Here is a 14,938-nt window from a genome sequence, read left to right as displayed (position 1 = left end):
AACCCTTGGCTGCCGCGCCCCTTTGAAAACGTCGTTCAGGCTTACTTGCCGGCTTCCATCGTATCGACGGCCTGCTTCAGCTTGGCATCGGGGATCTCGACCTTGGCCCCGGCGCGCAGTGACTTGACCAGGGCGAAATACTTGTCTCGGATGACCGCCTGCTTGGCCTGGTCCTTGACGTCGTCGAAGGCCGGCGGCTGCTTGGTGCGCTTGTCCTCGAGCTTGATGACATGCCAGCCGAACTGCGTCTGCACCGGCTGCTCGGTGTATTTGCCGACCTCGAGCGCGAAGGCAGCCTTGTCGAATTCCGGCACCATCTGGCCAGGTCCGAACCAGCCGAGGTCGCCGCCACTGGTCTTGCCCGAGGGATCGCTGGTGTGCTCGTTGGCGAGTTTCTGGAAATCGCCGCCGCCGTCGAGCTGCTTGATGATCGCCTCGGCCTCTTCCTTCGTCTTCACGAGGATGTGACGGGCATGCACCTCGTTGACCGGTGGCGTGCTGGCGATCTCCTGGTCGTAGCGGGCGCGGACTTCGGCATCGGTGACCTTGGCAACGACGCCCTTCTCGACCATCTCGCCATGCAGGGCGCGCTGCTGCAGGAAGGCCATGCGTCGCTGGAAGTCGGGATCCTTGTCGAGACCGTCGGTAACGGCCTTGGCTGCCATGACGCGGATCTCGATGGCCGCCGAAAGTGCCGCGGCGCGGCGCTGTTCGGGCGACAGCTGCGCGAACTGCTGCGACAGCTCGCCTTCGGCAAGCGTGAGGTCGGCTTCGGTCAAGGGCTGGCCGTTGACGGTGGCGACCACGGCATTCGGGTCGACCGGTGCCGCCGCGGGTGCTGGAGCCGCCGCATCGGCCGGCGCGGGAGCAGGAGCGGTCTCCTGCGCCATCAGCGGCGACAGGCTAAGAGCCGACAGCCCGAAAGCCAGACCAAGGCTGGCAAGCGACGCACGGCGGAATAACAAGGACATAAGGATGACTCCGGTGGAGGATTGTAAGGAGGGACGGCTTCCAGATCAGCCAGATTGTGGCGGAATTTGGCGCGACCGGCAGGGCCAGCGCGGCGTTGACATCAGTTGAGCCCCCTCTTATCTGTCCAACGACTTGGCGTCCAGAACCGTTTTCCGGGCGCTTTTTGTGTTTGCCCGCATTCAAGCGGTGCGTTCACGCGGATTTGATGGGGCCGGCCGGCGCCTGTCTCAAGATTGAGAATTCTATCGAAAGGACCATTGGATGGTCAGTCTCGGCGGTCTCGCCCGTAAGGTTTTCGGTTCCTCCAACGACCGTCGGGTCAAATCGACCCGGCCCCGCGTCGAGGCGATCAACGCCATGGAAAACGAGATGCGGGCTCTTTCCGACGCCGAGCTTGCCGGCCGCACGGCAAAGTTCCGCCAGGATATCGCCAATGGCGCCAGCCTTGACGACCTTCTGGTCCCGGCCTTCGCCACCGCCCGCGAGGCGGCGCGCCGCGTGCTCGGCATGCGCCCCTTCGACGTCCAGCTGATCGGCGGCATGGTGCTGCACAATGGCGGCATCGCCGAAATGCGCACCGGCGAAGGCAAGACGCTGGTCGCGACGCTGCCGGTCTACCTCAACGCACTCGCTGGCAATGGCGTCCATGTCGTCACCGTCAACGACTATCTCGCCACCCGCGACTCCGAATGGATGGGCCGGGTCTACAAATTCCTCGGCCTCTCGGTCGGCGTCATCGTCCACGGCCTGTCGGACGAAGAGCGCCGCGTCGCCTACGCGTCCGACGTCACCTACGCCACCAACAACGAACTCGGCTTCGACTATCTGCGCGACAACATGAAATACGAGCGCGCCCAGATGGTGCAGCGCGGTCACAATTACGCGATCGTCGACGAAGTCGATTCGATCCTGGTCGACGAGGCGCGCACGCCGCTGATCATTTCCGGTCCGCTCGAGGACCGTTCGGAAATGTACAACACCATCGACACCTTCATCATCCAGCTGCAGCCGCAGGATTATGAGATCGACGAGAAGCAGAAGACCTCGATCTTCACCGAGGAAGGCACCGAGAAGCTGGAGAACCTGCTGCGCGACGCCGATCTTTTGAAGGGCGAGTCGCTCTACGACGTCGAGAACGTCGCCATCGTCCACCACGTCAACAACGCGCTGAAGGCGCACCGCCTGTTCCAGCGCGACAAGGACTACATCGTGCGCAACGGCGAGATCGTCATCATCGACGAGTTCACCGGCCGCATGATGCCGGGCCGCCGTTATTCGGAAGGCCTGCACCAGGCGCTGGAAGCCAAGGAGCATGTGGCGATCCAGCCGGAGAACCAGACGCTGGCCTCCGTCACCTTCCAGAACTACTTCCGTCTCTACAAGAAGCTTTCCGGCATGACCGGCACGGCGCTGACCGAGGCCGAGGAATTCGGCAACATCTACGGCCTCGAGGTCACCGAAATCCCGACCAACCTGCCGGTCATCCGCATAGACGAGGACGACGAGGTCTACCGGACGGTCGAGGAGAAGTACAAGGCGATCGTCAAGGAGATCCGCGAGGCCAGCGCCAAGGGCCAGCCGACGCTGGTCGGCACGACCTCGATCGAGAAGTCCGAGCAGCTGGCCGAACGCCTGCGCAAGGAAGGCTTCAAGGACTTCGAGGTGCTGAACGCCCGCCACCATGAGCGCGAGGCGGCCATCGTCGCCCAGGCCGGCAAACCCGGCGCTATCACCATCGCCACCAACATGGCCGGCCGCGGCACCGACATCAAGCTCGGCGGCAATGCCGAGATGCGCATCGCCGAGGAACTGGGCGACATGCCTGAAGGCCCCGAGCGCGAGGCGCGGGAAAAAGAAATCAACGCCGATGTCGAACGGCTGAAGGAGAAGGCGCTGGCCGCCGGCGGCCTCTACGTGCTGGCCACCGAACGCCATGAATCGCGCCGCATCGACAACCAGCTTCGTGGCCGCTCAGGCCGCCAGGGCGACCCCGGCCGGTCGAAATTCTTCCTGTCGCTGCAGGACGACCTGATGCGCATCTTCGGCTCCGAGCGGATGGACGGCATGCTGCAGAAGCTCGGCCTCAAGGAAGACGAGGCGATCATCCATCCCTGGATCAACAAGGCGCTGGAAAAGGCGCAGAAGAAGGTCGAGGCGCGCAACTTCGACATCCGCAAGAACCTGTTGAAATATGACGACGTCTCCAACGACCAGCGCAAGGTCGTGTTCGAGCAGCGCATCGAACTGATGGACGGCGAAGGCCTGTCGGAAACCATCGGCGAGATGCGCGAGGGCGTCATCGAAGAGATCGTCGCCAAGGCCATCCCCGAAAACGCCTATGCCGAGCAATGGGATGTCGCCGGCCTGAAGGCCGAAGTCGCCGAATTCCTCAATCTCGACCTGCCGATCGAGGACTGGGCCAAGGAAGAGGGCATCGCCGAGGACGACATCCGCGAGCGCATCACGCAGGCCGCCGAGGCCGCCGCCAAGGAACGCGCCGAGCGCTTCGGCCCCGAGGTGATGACCTATGTCGAGCGTTCGGTCGTGCTGCAGACGCTCGACCATCTGTGGCGCGAGCACATCGTCAACCTCGACCACCTTCGCTCCGTCGTCGGCTTCCGCGGCTACGCCCAGCGCGATCCGCTGCAGGAATACAAGAGCGAGGCCTTCGAGCTGTTCCAGGCGATGCTGGGCAATCTGCGCCAGGCCGTCACCGCGCAGCTGATGCGCGTCGAACTGGTCCGTCAGGCCGCCGAAGCGCCGCCTCCGGAAGCCCCCGACATGTTCGGCAGCCATATCGACGGCACCACCGGCGAGAATGATTTCGGCGACGGCGAGACCGCCCTCCTGGTGCGCCAGGAGCAAAACGCCATCGTCGCCCCCGAGGACCGTGACCCGAACAACCAGGCCACCTGGGGCAAGGTCGGCCGCAACGAAGCCTGCCCCTGCGGCTCCGGCAAGAAATACAAGCACTGCCACGGCGCGTTCGCGTAAGGACCGCGCTCTTCCTTCTCCCCGTTCCACGGGGAGAAGGTGCCCGAAGGGCGGATGAGGGGCGGCGCTGACGTCTGCGATTGTCACACGCAGCCCCATGAAACCATTTCGTCCGGGATAATTTCCCTGCCCTGCCCGCATCAGCGCAAATCTCCCAAACCCAGCGCTGCCCCTCATCCGCCTGCCGGCACCTTCTCCCCGTATAGGGACGGGGAGAAGGACACCCCCGCCCACGTTTTCTTAATGTGTCTCCGCTACACCCAACCCTGAAAAAGAGGCGGAAAACGGAGAAAATTCGGGGTGCGCTTTTCCGCGGCCACGACTGCCGGGCGGTTCTTGCCGCAGCGCTTGGCGCTGCGCATGGGACCGTTGCTCGACCGCATCGACACCGTGCTGTTCACCGCCGACGAGCGCGGCGAAGCCGGCCGCATGTCAGTCATCGCCTTCTCCATCCGCATCGTCAGTGCCGTCATCGCCTTCGTGAGCCAGGTGCTGATGGCGCGCTGGATGGGCTCGTTCGAATACGGCATCTTCGTCCTCGTCTGGGTGACGATGGTCATCGTCGGCAACCTCGCCTGCCTCGGCTTCCACACCTCGGTCATCCGCTTCATCCCCGAATACCGCGAGCGCGGCCTGATGGATGAGCTGCGCGGCATCGTCGTGGCCAGCCGCCTGTTCGTGCTGATCGCCTCGACGATCATCGCCGGGCTCGGGGCGCTTGGCGTCTGGTTGGCCGCACCATGGATCGAGAACTACTACGTGATACCGTTCGTCCTGGGCGTCATCTGCCTGCCGATGATCGCGCTGTCGGACCTGCTGCAAGGGCTGGCGCGGGCCAATTCATGGGCGCTGTTCGCCTTGTCGCCGACCTACCTGATACGCCCCGTGCTGATCCTGCTGTTCATGGCGCTGATGCTTTTCGCCGGCTACGCGCCCGACGCCAAGACAGCGATCTTCGCCTCGATCGCCGCCACCTACGTCACCACGCTCGCGCAACTCATCGGCGTCACCCAGCGCATGGAGCGGAAGATCCCCGCCGGGCCGATGAAGGTGCATTTCGCGCAATGGTTCGTCGTCTCGCTGCCGATCTTCCTGGTCGAAAGCTTCTTCTTCCTGCTCACCAACGCCGACGTGCTGATGGTCGGCGCCTATATGAATCCCAACGACGTCGCCGTCTATTTCGCCACGGTCAAGACGCTGGCGCTGGTGCATTTCGTCTATTTCGCGGTCAAGGCCGGCGTCGCCCAGCGCTATGCGCAGTTCACCCATGGCGAGCCGGAAAAGCTTGCCGCCTTCGCCCGCGAGACGGTGTCGTGGACCTTCTGGCCGTCGCTTTTGATGGCGCTGCTGGTGCTGGCGCTGGGCGAACCGATGCTGGTGCTGTTCGGCCCCGAATTCACATCGGGCTATCCGCTCTTGTTCCTGCTCGTCTTTGGCGTGGTTGCGCGCGCCGCCGTCGGGCCTTGCGAGAGCCTGCTCACCATGAGCGGCAACCAGAACATCTGTGCCGCCGTCTATGCCATGACATTGGCCTTCAACATCGGCCTCAACGTCGTGCTCATCCCGCTCTTCGGCTTGTGGGGCGCGGCGATGGCCACCGCCTTCGCCATGATCTTCGAGGCCAGCGCGCTGTCTTTCACGGTCTGGCGCAAGCTCGGCATCGTCATGGCGATCTTCGTGCCAGCCAAAGGAGCCGTGTGATGGCCGCAGTCCCCCTGCTCGAGGAAACCAGCGGCGGTACGGCCGGCGCCATGGTGTCCGGCCTTGCCGGGCTGGCGCGCGATGCCGACCCCGCCCATATCGAGATCCTCGCCAACAACCGGCCCGAGCGCAAGCTCGCCATCTATCCGGCATCGGCCGGCTTCGACCTGGTCGAGGAGCTGGATTATCTCTGCGCCCGCACGATCGAGCCGAACGTCTTCTTCAACCCGCGTTTCCTGGCCCCGGCCATGCCCCGGCTGGAGGATCGCGAGGTACGGCTGGCGGTGATCCGCGACGGCGACGAATACCGCAACCGGCTGCGCCTCCTGGTGCCGTTCTCGGTGGAACGCCCGGTGGTGCCGCTTGGCGTGCCTGTGATGCGCACCTGGTCGAGCCCGTTCGGTCCGCTCGGCACGCCGCTGATCGACCGCGACGATCCGGTCGGCGTCGTCGAGGATTTCTTCGCGATGCTGTCGCGCCCGCACCTGAAACTGCCGAAAGTCTTCGTCCTGCCCGACATCAGGCTCGACGGTCCGGTGGCGAGCCTGCTCGGCACCGTGGCCGAGACGCGTGGCCTGATGCTGGTCACCACTGGCCAGACCCAGCGCCCCGCCCTGGAGAGCGAGCTCGACGGCGACGACTATCTGAAGGCCTCGCTGCGCGCGCACCACCACCGCGAATTCCGCCGCCTGAAGCGGCGCCTCGGCGACCTCGGCAAGCTGGAGCATGTGGTGGCGCGCGGCCCCGAAGAGATCCGCCACGCCATCGAAAGCTTCCTGACGCTGGAAGCGTCCGGCTGGAAGGGCCGCGAGCGCACCGCCATGGCGATCGACCGTTTCCGCGCCGCCTTCGCCCGCGAGGCCGTGCATCGGCTCGCCGAGCAGGACATGTGCCGCATCCATTCGCTGACGCTCGACGGCCGCACCATCGCCTGCCTGATCGTCTTCGTCGAAGCCGGCGTCGCCTATACCTGGAAGACGGCCTATGACGAGACGTTGGCCGCCTATTCGCCGGGCACGCTGTTGATGATCGAAGTGACGAAGCAGCACCTCGACGATCCCAACATCATGATGACCGATTCCTGCGCCGTACCCGACCATCCGGTGATGAGCCGGCTGTGGACCGAGCGCAAGCCGATCGGCACGCTGGTGATCGGACTGACGCCCCACGCCGACCGCCTGGCACGCCAGGCTGCTTCGCAACTGCATCTCTACCGCGAGACCCGCAACATGGCCCGCCTGCTGCGCAACCGCATGAGGAGCCTGTTGCGGCGGCGGTGATCCTCCTTCGCCAAGGCCACGGAGGACACTCTCTCGTCCATCGAGCTTCGAAGCTCCAAGAGGGTGGCGTGCCACCCGAAGCTCAAAGAGCGAAGGGTGGTGCCCCTAGCCGGGATCGAACCAGCACTCCTTGCGGAACTCGATTTTGAGTCGAGCGCGTCTACCAATTCCGCCATAGGGGCTCAGGCCGGACGGCCTGGATGGGCGCGGACTATACGGTCGGAGGCCTGTTCGTCAACTGGCCAAATCTCGGGATCGCCCGGATGCGACCAAACTGCGCCTTTCGATTTCGTGGCTGTGCTGCCATTGTGCAGCGCGGAAAATCTTTCTAGACAGGCGGCGTGTCAAAGCGATGCCCATCTGAACACGGATGGATGCCCTGCGCTTTGGGTCCTTGTTCTGTCCCGAAACCGATACATAGCTTGCGGGCGACATGCATTAGGAGTGCCTATGCTTCGTGGACTGTACGACTGGACCTTGTCCCTGGCTGCCCGCAAATCCGCCGAATGGTGGCTGGCCTTCATCGCTTTCGTCGAAAGTTCTGTGTTCTTCATCCCGGCGGACGTACTGTTCCTGCCCATGGCGTTGGCGCGGCCAGAACGCGCCTATCGCTACGCGCTGACCGCCACTGCCGCGTCCGTGCTGGGCGGTATTGCCGGCTGGCTGATCGGCTACTATGCCTACGACACGATAGCACGGCCGATCCTGGAGCACTTCGGCGGCATTGCCACATTCGAGAAGTGGCAGTCGTCCGGCACCGGGCTGATGCTGGTGCTGCTCGTCACGTCCGGCGTTGCGCACCTGCCGCCGATCAAGGTGGTCACTATTCTCGCCGGGGCGCTTCACATCAATCTTGTGGTCTTCATCGTCTCGGCGATCTTGGCGCGAGGCGCTCGTTTCCTGCTGCTTGCCTGGCTGCTGCGCCGCTATGGCGAGCCGATCAGGGAGTTCATCGAGAAGCGCCTGGGATTGATCGTCGGCGCCGGCGCGGCTGCCCTGATTTTGCTCTATATATTGGTCAAATACGCGTTCTGATCCATGTCGCCCAAAACTGTGTAGCGGCTTTGGGACAACGACACGGACAAGGAAATAGCCCGACGAATTCAGCGGACGAAAGACCCCATGACAGCCATCATGAATGCCGACACCGGACGCCAGCGGACGCGAACCGCCCTGTTTCTCGCCGTCGCCATGGCCGCCACCGTCGGCTCGGCGCTCTGCTTCCAGTATATCGGCGGCTACATCCCCTGCCATCTCTGCCTGGAGCAGCGCACCCCCTACTATATCGGCGTGCCGTTGATGGTGCTGGCGGTGATTGCATCGATGCTGCGCGCACCCGCCTGGCTGACGCGCGGCCTGCTGGGCATCGGCGGCCTGCTGATGCTCTACGGCCTCTATCTCGGCGTCTACCACTCCGGCGTCGAATGGCAGTGGTGGGCGGGCCCGACCGATTGCACGGCGGGCGCCGGGCCTGTCGACACCGGTGGCAAGGGCGTGCTCGACGCGCTCGACAAATTCGTGCCGCCCTCCTGCGACAAGGCCGCCCTGCGCATCCTCGGCCTGTCGCTGGCCGGCTGGAACGCCATCGCCAGCCTTGTCCTCGCCGCCGTCGCCTTCCGCGGCGCACTTTCCCGCGACTGAGCCTATTCGCGTGAGTGGCGCGACGCAGAGTTAGAGCGAAGATTCAGCAGGCTGAATTGCATGGCTCGGCTTTCGACGTCCGAGCAGGTCGACCCCCACTCCGTCGCTGCTTCGCAGCGCCACCTCTCCCCCGATCGACGGGGTAGAGGAAGGGCGCGAGCTTGTGTGCCGGGAGGCTCCCTTCCTCTCCCTCCGGAGGGGGGAGAGGTGGCGCTGCGAAGCAGCGACGGAGTGGGGGAAGCCGGTCCTTAAACGCGAAGGCGCTGATAAGCGAGACGGCCAGCCTCCCGATCTCGAACGATCTCAGGGTTCCAGTTCGACGTCCCAATAGAGATAATCCATCCAGCTTTCATGCAGATGGTTGGGCGGGAACAGGCGGCCGTTGTTGTGCAGATCGTGCACCGTCGGCTGGTAGGGCTTCTGCAGCGGCCACATCTTGGCATGCGCCGGCATCATGCCGCCCTTCCTCAGATTGCAGGGCGAACAGGCGGCGACCACATTTTCCCATGTCGTCGCGCCGCCGCGATGGCGCGGGATGACGTGGTCGAAGGTCAGGTCGTCGGGCGTGCCGCAATATTGGCATTGGAAGCGGTCGCGCAGGAAGACGTTGAAGCGCGTGAAGGCCGGATGCCTGGACGGCTTCACATAGGCCTTCAGGCTGACCACGCTCGGCAGCTTCATCGAGAAGGTCGGCGACGACACCGCGTGCTCGTATTCGGCGACGATGTTCACCCGGTCGAGGAAGACGGCCTTGATGGCGTCCTGCCAGGACCAGAGCGACAAGGGGTAATAGCTGAGCGGACGGTAATCCGCATTCAGCACCAGTGCTGGAAGCCCATCCGGAGATACGGCAACCGTCACGTGTTTACCTCCTTGGTTCTAGACCCGAACGGCGGGGATACTGTAAGCCTGACATGACAGGGATGTGAAGCGGATTGTCGCGTCGCCGAAGCGTCAAAAACGCATGATTTTAATGCTTTTTTGCAGATTCAGGCCGGCGGCGCGGCGTCCCGGCCCCTGGTTTCGCGATAATAGGACCAGAAAAGCCGCGATGCGACACCTCGCCAGGGGCTCCATGATTCGGCCAATGCGATCAGTGCTTTCTCGGGTGGGCGCGGGTCGATGCCGAGCGCATGACCGACCGCCGTTTGCAGCGCGACATCACGCGCGGGGAAGATATCGGGGTGGCCCGCGGCAAACAACAGATAGACTTCCGCCGTCCAGGGACCAATGCCCGGCACCGCCGTCATCGCCGTAATGGCTTCGACAGCGTCGAGCGAACAAAGGTGATGAAGGTCGAGGCCGTCGGCCACGGCCTGGGCAACCGCGACCAGGCCGCGCTGCTTGGGCCGTGACAGGCCGGCTTCACGAAACACGGCCTCGCCGGCGGCCAAGATCGCCTGCGGCGTCAGCGGGTCGACAAGCCTGGTCAGCCGGCCGAAGATCGCATCTGCACTGGCGCGCGACACCTGCTGCGAGACGATGATCGAGGCCAGGCTCCTAAATCCAGGCTCGGAAAGCCTGAGCGGCACCTCGCCCGCCATGCCGCGCACCTTGTCCAGGCGCGGGTCGATCGCGCAAAGCGCGTCGAGCCCGCGGGCGATGTCGTCGAGTGTGCCGATGCGTTGCATGGTATCCTTGTCCGCGAATGTGCCGCAAGGTAGCAACTGCCAAAACCGCCGCACAACCCGATTGCCGCTCGAGACATGACGCTCCTGACATTCCGCTTCGCGCCCAGCCCCAACGGCGAACTGCACCTTGGTCATGCCTATTCGGCGCTGCTCAACCAGAAATTGCAAAGGCGAATGACGGTCGCCTGCTGCTGCGCATCGAAGACATCGACACGACGCGCTGCACGCGGCAATTCGAGGCGGGCGTGCTGGCCGATCTGGAATGGCTGGGTCTCGATTGGGAGGAGCCGGTGCGCCGCCAGTCCGGGCATTTTGCCGAGTACGGGACGGTGCTCGACCGGCTGATGAGCGAGGAACTCGTCTATCCGGCCTTCATGAGCCGTGGCGAGATCCGCGCCTTCATCACCGACAGCGAAATGCGCGGGCGCGACTGGCCGCGCGACCCTGACGGCGTGCCGCTCTACCCCTCGGCCGACAAGGCGCTGCCGGTCAGGGAACGCAAGCGGCGGATAGCCGAAAATGCTCCCTTCGCCTGGCGGCTCGATGTCGGCGCCGCCATGGCGCGTGTCGGCAGGGATCTCGCATGGGCCGAATTCACCGACGAGACGCTGTCGGCGACGCGCGCGGTCGCCGCCCGCCCGCGGGACTGGGGCGATGTGATCGTGGCGCGCCGCGACATCCCGACCAGCTACCATCTTGCCGTCGTCATGGACGATGCCCTGCAAGGCGTCAGCCATGTCGTGCGCGGCCAGGACCTGTTTTCCGCAACGGGCGTGCAGCGCCTGCTCCAGGAGCTTCTGGGGCTACCGCAGCCCACCTATTTCCACCACCGGCTCATCCTCGGGCCGGATGGGCGAAAACTGTCGAAGAGCCTCGGCGACACCGGCCTTGCCAAGCTGCGCGATGCCGGCGCATCACCTGATGATATCAGGCGAATGGTGGGGCTTTGACCTCTCGGCTGGTCCAGAAAATCGCACTGCCCGTTGAATTCCAGTGATGCATGGATCAATCGTTTCGTTTTGCGCGCCGGTTTGAACGGTACTAGAGCAGCGCCACGGTCAATTCTCACCAGCGTGGCGGTCTCCGGAAAAATGCGCAGCATCAAGCGGTTCATCCCCGCCACCTTCGTCGTCTTGTGGGCGACCGGCTTCATCGGCGCCCGCTACGCCATGCCATGGGCGGAACCGTTCACCTTCCTTGCCGCACGGTTCGTGATAGCCGCGATCCTGCTGGCCGTCCTGACGCTTGTGCTGGGCTCGAAACGAGCCACCCGCAAGCAGGCACTGCACGCCACCGGCGCCGGCGTGCTGATGCATGGCGTCTATCTCGGTGCCGTCTTCTGGGCCATCCACAGGGGCATGCCAGCCGGTTTTTCAGCCTTGATCGTCGGCCTGCAGCCGCTGATCACGGCCGTGCTTGCCGGGAAGTTCCTCGGCGAGGCCATCCTGCCGCGCCACTGGCTTGGCCTCGGCATCGGCCTGATCGGCATCGTCATCGTGCTGTGGCCCAAGCTCGGCGCGCTCGGCGGCGGGGTGACGGCGGCGACATTGATCGCTTCGCTGGTCTCGGTGCTCGGCATGAGTGCCGGCACCATCTGGCAGAAGCGCTTCGCTTCCGGCGGCGACCTCGTCGTAGCCACCATGTGGCAATATGTCGGCGGTGCCTGCCTGATGATCCTTGCCGCGCTCGCCATCGAAACCCACACCGTCATCATCAACGGCGAACTGATCTTCGCCATGGCCTGGCTGGTGCTGGTGCTGTCGCTCGGCGCCATTTTCCTGCTGATGGTGATGATCCGCGACGGCGAGATGTCGAAAGTCGCCTCGCTCTTCTACCTGGTGCCAGCGGTGACGGCGATCATCGCCTGGGCACTCTTCGACGAGCAGCTCAACGCCCTGCAGATCGTCGGCATGGCGATCACGACCTTCGGCGTCGGCCTGGCAACGGCTCGGCAGGCCAAGGGAAGAACTGTGGAATTGAGGAATTGAGGAATTGAGGAATTGAGGAATTGAGGAATTGAGGAATTGAGGAATTGAGGAAGAAGCATACAGCGCCAGATATGGCCCGCTTTTTCTTCAATTCTCCAATTCTTAAATTCCTAGTTCCTCAGCCGTCATCCCACCCGCGCACGTGCCTCCAGATAGCGGCTGATCGCGGCATTGAGCTCGCCACCGAGGATGAAGATCGCCGAGACGATGTAGAGGAAAACCACCGCGATCATGATCGAGGCGAGACCAGCATAGGTCGTCACATAGGACGAGAAATGGTCGAGATAGGTGGCGAATATGGTCGAGCCGATAAGCCATGCGGCCAGTGTGAAGATGATGCCGGGCACCAGCGAGACGAAACGGCGCTGGCCGGCCGGCAGCCAGTAGTGGACGGCAAACAAGCCGCCGATGATGACGGCTGAGGCGATGACGTAGCGCCACAGCGTGATCGTGCCGGTATAGGGCTTGATCCACTCGAAATGGGCTTCCGCCAGCCGCGCCAGCAGCGGCGCGAACACCAGGAGCACGCTGATTGCCAGGAACCCGGCGGTCGCGATCAGCACGAAGAAGATGCTCTGCACCCGGCGATAGATGATGCCGCGCGTCTCCGTGACGCGGTAAGCCCGGTTGAGCGACGTGCGCAGCGCCTCGATGCCGTTCGAGGCGAAATAGGCCGCCAGCAGCACGCCGTAGGTCAACAGGTCGGTGCGCCTGACGGTCAGCACGTTCAGCACCTCATGCGCGATCGGCTTGGCGATCTGATCCGGCCAGGTGTCGAAGACCAGATGCACGGCCGTGTCGGCGAAGGCCTGGGCGCCGAGGAAGCTGCCCAGCGTGGTGGCGAAGATCAGGAACGGAAACAGCGCCATCAGCGAGGTGATCGCCAGATGGCTGGCCATCGCCCAGCCGTCATCGGTATTGAAATGGCCGATCGCGTCGTAGAGCACGCGGCGCAGGGCGACAATATTCCGCAGCAAGAACGCGCGCTCCCTTCGATTGTCTCGACGCCGCGAATATGGGAAGTGAATGCGGCAAATGGCAACCCTTCGTCAAACCACGAATTCGCCCGCAACAGAGTTGCGCACCATCATCGTCACCGGTGCGTCCTCCGGCATAGGCGCTTATTGCGCACGCGCATTGAAGGCCGAGGGCTGGCGGGTGTTCGCGACGGCGCGAAAACCCGAAGACATCGCCGCTCTCGAAACCGACGGCATCGAGGCCTTCCATCTCGACTACAGCGATCCGGGTTCGATCGCCGCCCTGGTGACTTCAGTGCTCGAACGCACCGGCGGAAGGCTGGACGCGCTGTTCAATAACGGCGCCTACGCGCAGGCCGGCGCCGTCGAGGACTTGTCCGTGGCGGCGCTCAAGCAGCAGTTCGAGGTCAATTTTTTCGGCTGGCATGACTTGACCCGCCGTCTGGTGCCGGTGATGCGCCGCCAGGGCCATGGCCGCATCGTCCATTGCTCGTCGATCCTTGGCCTGGTGCCGGTGCGCTTTCGCGGCGCCTATTCGGCATCGAAGCATGCGCTCGAGGCCCTGATGCTCTGCCAGCGCCAGGAACTGGAAGGCAGCGGCGTCCATGTTTCGCTGATCGAGCCGGGGCCGGTGAAATCGAAGATCGCCAGCAACGGCCTGCCCTGGTTCCTGAAAAACATCGACCTCGAGAATTCCGTGCATCGCGTGGACTATGCGGCACAGTTGGAGCGGCTGCGCGCCGGCGGCAGCCAGTCGGCGCTGAAGCCCGGGCCGGAAGTGGTCTACAAGGTTCTACGCCATGCACTTCTGTCGCGGCGCCCGCGCCCGCACTATGTGGTAACAGTGCCGGCCAGGATCGGCGCGGCGCTCAAGCGCTTGCTGCCGGCATCGATGCTCTACCGCCTGATGGCCAAACGCGCCTAACCCGAAACAACTGGAACGCAACATGGCAACCGTCTTCAACATCCTCGCCATTCTGGTCATGGTCGCCGTGGCAATCGTGCTGGTCCGCGGCCTCATCAACATGATGCGCGGCGGTTCCGGCGTCACATCGAACAAGCTGATGCAGGCGCGCGTCATGCTGCAGGCCGTGGCGCTGTTGCTGATCCTGCTGGCGGTGTATTTCACCCGCAAGTGACGTCGTTCAGGAGGCGATGTGGTCAAGCTCAACAAGATCTACACCCGCACCGGCGATGACGGCACAACGGGCCTCGGCACCGGCGAAAGGCGGCTGAAATCCGATCTGCGGGTGGATGCCTACGGCACGGTCGACGAAGCCAATGCCTGCATCGGCATGGCGCGCGTGCACACGGCGGGAACCCACCCGGCGATCGATGCCATGCTTTCGCGCATCCAGAACGACTTCTTCGACCTCGGCGCCGACCTGGCGGTGCCCGACGACGGCAAGCCGCTCGGCTATGAGCCCTTGCGGATCACCGCCGCGCAGACCGACCGTGTCGAGAAGGACATCGACCTCCTCAACAAGGATCTCCAGCCGCTCAAATCCTTCGTGCTGAACGGCGGCACGCCGGCGGCGGCGGCCCTGCATCTCGCCCGCACGGTGGCGCGGCGGGCCGAACGGCTGATGGTGGCGCTCGCCCAGGATCCGGCGGAACACGTCAATGGCGACGGGCTGAAATACATCAATCGCGTCTCGGATTTCCTGTTTGTCGCCGCCCGCGCGGTCAATGACAACGGAAATGCCGACGTGCTATGGGTTCCCGGCAAGAACCGCTGAACGGATCGAAAAGCG

General features: G+C 64.0%; 13 protein-coding genes, 1 tRNA gene and 1 pseudogene. 10 read left to right on the top strand and 5 right to left on the bottom strand.

What is annotated here, in order from left to right; genetic code table 11:
• Positions 1-41: 41 nt before the first annotated feature.
• Positions 42-971, bottom strand: coding sequence for a peptidylprolyl isomerase (locus AC0NIH_RS07885; RefSeq protein WP_023763916.1), 930 nt, complete (start codon positions 969-971; stop codon positions 42-44).
• Positions 972-1,233: 262 nt separating this feature from the next.
• Here AC0NIH_RS07885 and secA point away from each other — a divergent pair, with 262 nt between their 5' ends.
• From secA to AC0NIH_RS07870, 3 genes are all read left to right on the top strand, one after another.
• Positions 1,234-3,966 (top strand): preprotein translocase subunit SecA, encoded by a 2,733-nt coding sequence (gene secA, locus AC0NIH_RS07880; RefSeq protein WP_224730422.1) that lies wholly within the window; start codon positions 1,234-1,236, stop codon positions 3,964-3,966.
• Between the two features lie 300 nt (positions 3,967-4,266).
• A complete protein-coding gene (locus tag AC0NIH_RS07875; protein ID WP_473463631.1) occupies positions 4,267-5,667 on the top strand; it encodes a lipopolysaccharide biosynthesis protein in 1,401 nt (466 codons plus the stop codon).
• A complete protein-coding gene (locus AC0NIH_RS07870; protein ID WP_473463628.1) occupies positions 5,667-6,947 on the top strand; it encodes a GNAT family N-acetyltransferase in 1,281 nt (426 codons plus the stop codon). The genes AC0NIH_RS07875 and AC0NIH_RS07870 overlap by 1 nt, the downstream gene beginning before the upstream one ends.
• 97 nt (positions 6,948-7,044) lie before the next feature.
• On the opposite strand, the gene AC0NIH_RS07865 is transcribed toward AC0NIH_RS07870, so the two are convergent.
• Positions 7,045-7,129: transfer RNA gene (locus AC0NIH_RS07865), tRNA-Leu, on the bottom strand.
• Between the two features lie 268 nt (positions 7,130-7,397).
• Between AC0NIH_RS07865 and AC0NIH_RS07860 the strand changes: the two genes are divergently transcribed.
• Both AC0NIH_RS07860 and AC0NIH_RS07855 read left to right on the top strand, forming a co-directional pair.
• Positions 7,398-7,982, top strand: a complete 585-nt coding sequence (locus tag AC0NIH_RS07860) for a YqaA family protein (RefSeq protein ID WP_023763912.1) — start codon at positions 7,398-7,400, stop codon at positions 7,980-7,982.
• A gap of 87 nt (positions 7,983-8,069) precedes the next feature.
• A complete protein-coding gene (locus AC0NIH_RS07855; RefSeq protein ID WP_224730425.1) occupies positions 8,070-8,588 on the top strand; it encodes a disulfide bond formation protein B in 519 nt (172 codons plus the stop codon).
• Between the two features lie 303 nt (positions 8,589-8,891).
• On the opposite strand, the gene AC0NIH_RS07850 is transcribed toward AC0NIH_RS07855, so the two are convergent.
• Positions 8,892-9,449 (bottom strand): HNH endonuclease, encoded by a 558-nt coding sequence (locus tag AC0NIH_RS07850; protein WP_010911702.1) that lies wholly within the window; start codon positions 9,447-9,449, stop codon positions 8,892-8,894.
• Positions 9,450-9,577: 128 nt separating this feature from the next.
• Positions 9,578-10,219: a DNA-3-methyladenine glycosylase family protein gene (locus tag AC0NIH_RS07845; protein ID WP_473463625.1), complete on the bottom strand. Its 642-nt coding sequence runs from the start codon at positions 10,217-10,219 to the stop codon at positions 9,578-9,580.
• Between the two features lie 75 nt (positions 10,220-10,294).
• Between AC0NIH_RS07845 and gluQRS the strand changes: the two are divergent.
• A pseudogene (gluQRS, locus tag AC0NIH_RS07840) lies at positions 10,295-11,169 on the top strand (tRNA glutamyl-Q(34) synthetase GluQRS).
• Between the two features lie 141 nt (positions 11,170-11,310).
• The gene (locus tag AC0NIH_RS07835; RefSeq protein ID WP_473463623.1) at positions 11,311-12,207 is read left to right on the top strand and encodes a DMT family transporter; all 897 of its coding nucleotides are present in this window, start codon (positions 11,311-11,313) and stop codon (positions 12,205-12,207) included.
• A 125-nt stretch (positions 12,208-12,332) separates the two neighbouring features.
• On the opposite strand, the gene AC0NIH_RS07830 is transcribed toward AC0NIH_RS07835, so the two are convergent.
• Complete coding sequence (locus AC0NIH_RS07830) at positions 12,333-13,184, bottom strand: YihY/virulence factor BrkB family protein (protein ID WP_031250575.1); 852 nt, start codon at positions 13,182-13,184, stop codon at positions 12,333-12,335.
• A 58-nt stretch (positions 13,185-13,242) separates the two neighbouring features.
• Here AC0NIH_RS07830 and AC0NIH_RS07825 point away from each other — a divergent pair, with 58 nt between their 5' ends.
• From AC0NIH_RS07825 to AC0NIH_RS07815, 3 genes are read left to right on the top strand one after another with little or no spacing between them, the layout of a single operon-like run.
• A complete protein-coding gene (locus AC0NIH_RS07825; RefSeq protein WP_473463620.1) occupies positions 13,243-14,109 on the top strand; it encodes an SDR family oxidoreductase in 867 nt (288 codons plus the stop codon).
• Positions 14,110-14,131: 22 nt separating this feature from the next.
• A complete protein-coding gene (locus AC0NIH_RS07820) occupies positions 14,132-14,323 on the top strand; it encodes a twin transmembrane helix small protein (RefSeq protein WP_013892839.1) in 192 nt (63 codons plus the stop codon).
• Between the two features lie 18 nt (positions 14,324-14,341).
• Complete coding sequence (locus AC0NIH_RS07815) at positions 14,342-14,923, top strand: cob(I)yrinic acid a,c-diamide adenosyltransferase (RefSeq protein ID WP_023780291.1); 582 nt, start codon at positions 14,342-14,344, stop codon at positions 14,921-14,923.
• Positions 14,924-14,938: the final 15 nt, after the last annotated feature.

The organism is Mesorhizobium sp. WSM1386 (genome assembly GCF_055901595.1).
This window is presented reverse-complemented; position numbering and strand designations above follow the sequence as displayed.

What these genes read in the sequence shown, in the direction of transcription:
- AC0NIH_RS07855 (WP_224730425.1), top strand. Translation starts at nt 8,070, where the DNA reads ATGACAGCCATCATGAATGCCGACACCGGACGCCAGCGGACGCGAACC.
- AC0NIH_RS07820 (WP_013892839.1), top strand. Translation starts at nt 14,132, where the DNA reads ATGGCAACCGTCTTCAACATCCTCGCCATTCTGGTCATGGTCGCCGTG.
- AC0NIH_RS07845 (WP_473463625.1), bottom strand. Translation starts at nt 10,219, where the DNA reads ATGCAACGCATCGGCACACTCGACGACATCGCCCGCGGGCTCGACGCG.
- AC0NIH_RS07885 (WP_023763916.1), bottom strand. Translation starts at nt 971, where the DNA reads ATGTCCTTGTTATTCCGCCGTGCGTCGCTTGCCAGCCTTGGTCTGGCT.
- AC0NIH_RS07870 (WP_473463628.1), top strand. Translation starts at nt 5,667, where the DNA reads ATGGCCGCAGTCCCCCTGCTCGAGGAAACCAGCGGCGGTACGGCCGGC.
- AC0NIH_RS07825 (WP_473463620.1), top strand. Translation starts at nt 13,243, where the DNA reads ATGGCAACCCTTCGTCAAACCACGAATTCGCCCGCAACAGAGTTGCGC.
- secA (WP_224730422.1), top strand. Translation starts at nt 1,234, where the DNA reads ATGGTCAGTCTCGGCGGTCTCGCCCGTAAGGTTTTCGGTTCCTCCAAC.
- AC0NIH_RS07860 (WP_023763912.1), top strand. Translation starts at nt 7,398, where the DNA reads ATGCTTCGTGGACTGTACGACTGGACCTTGTCCCTGGCTGCCCGCAAA.
- AC0NIH_RS07835 (WP_473463623.1), top strand. Translation starts at nt 11,311, where the DNA reads ATGCGCAGCATCAAGCGGTTCATCCCCGCCACCTTCGTCGTCTTGTGG.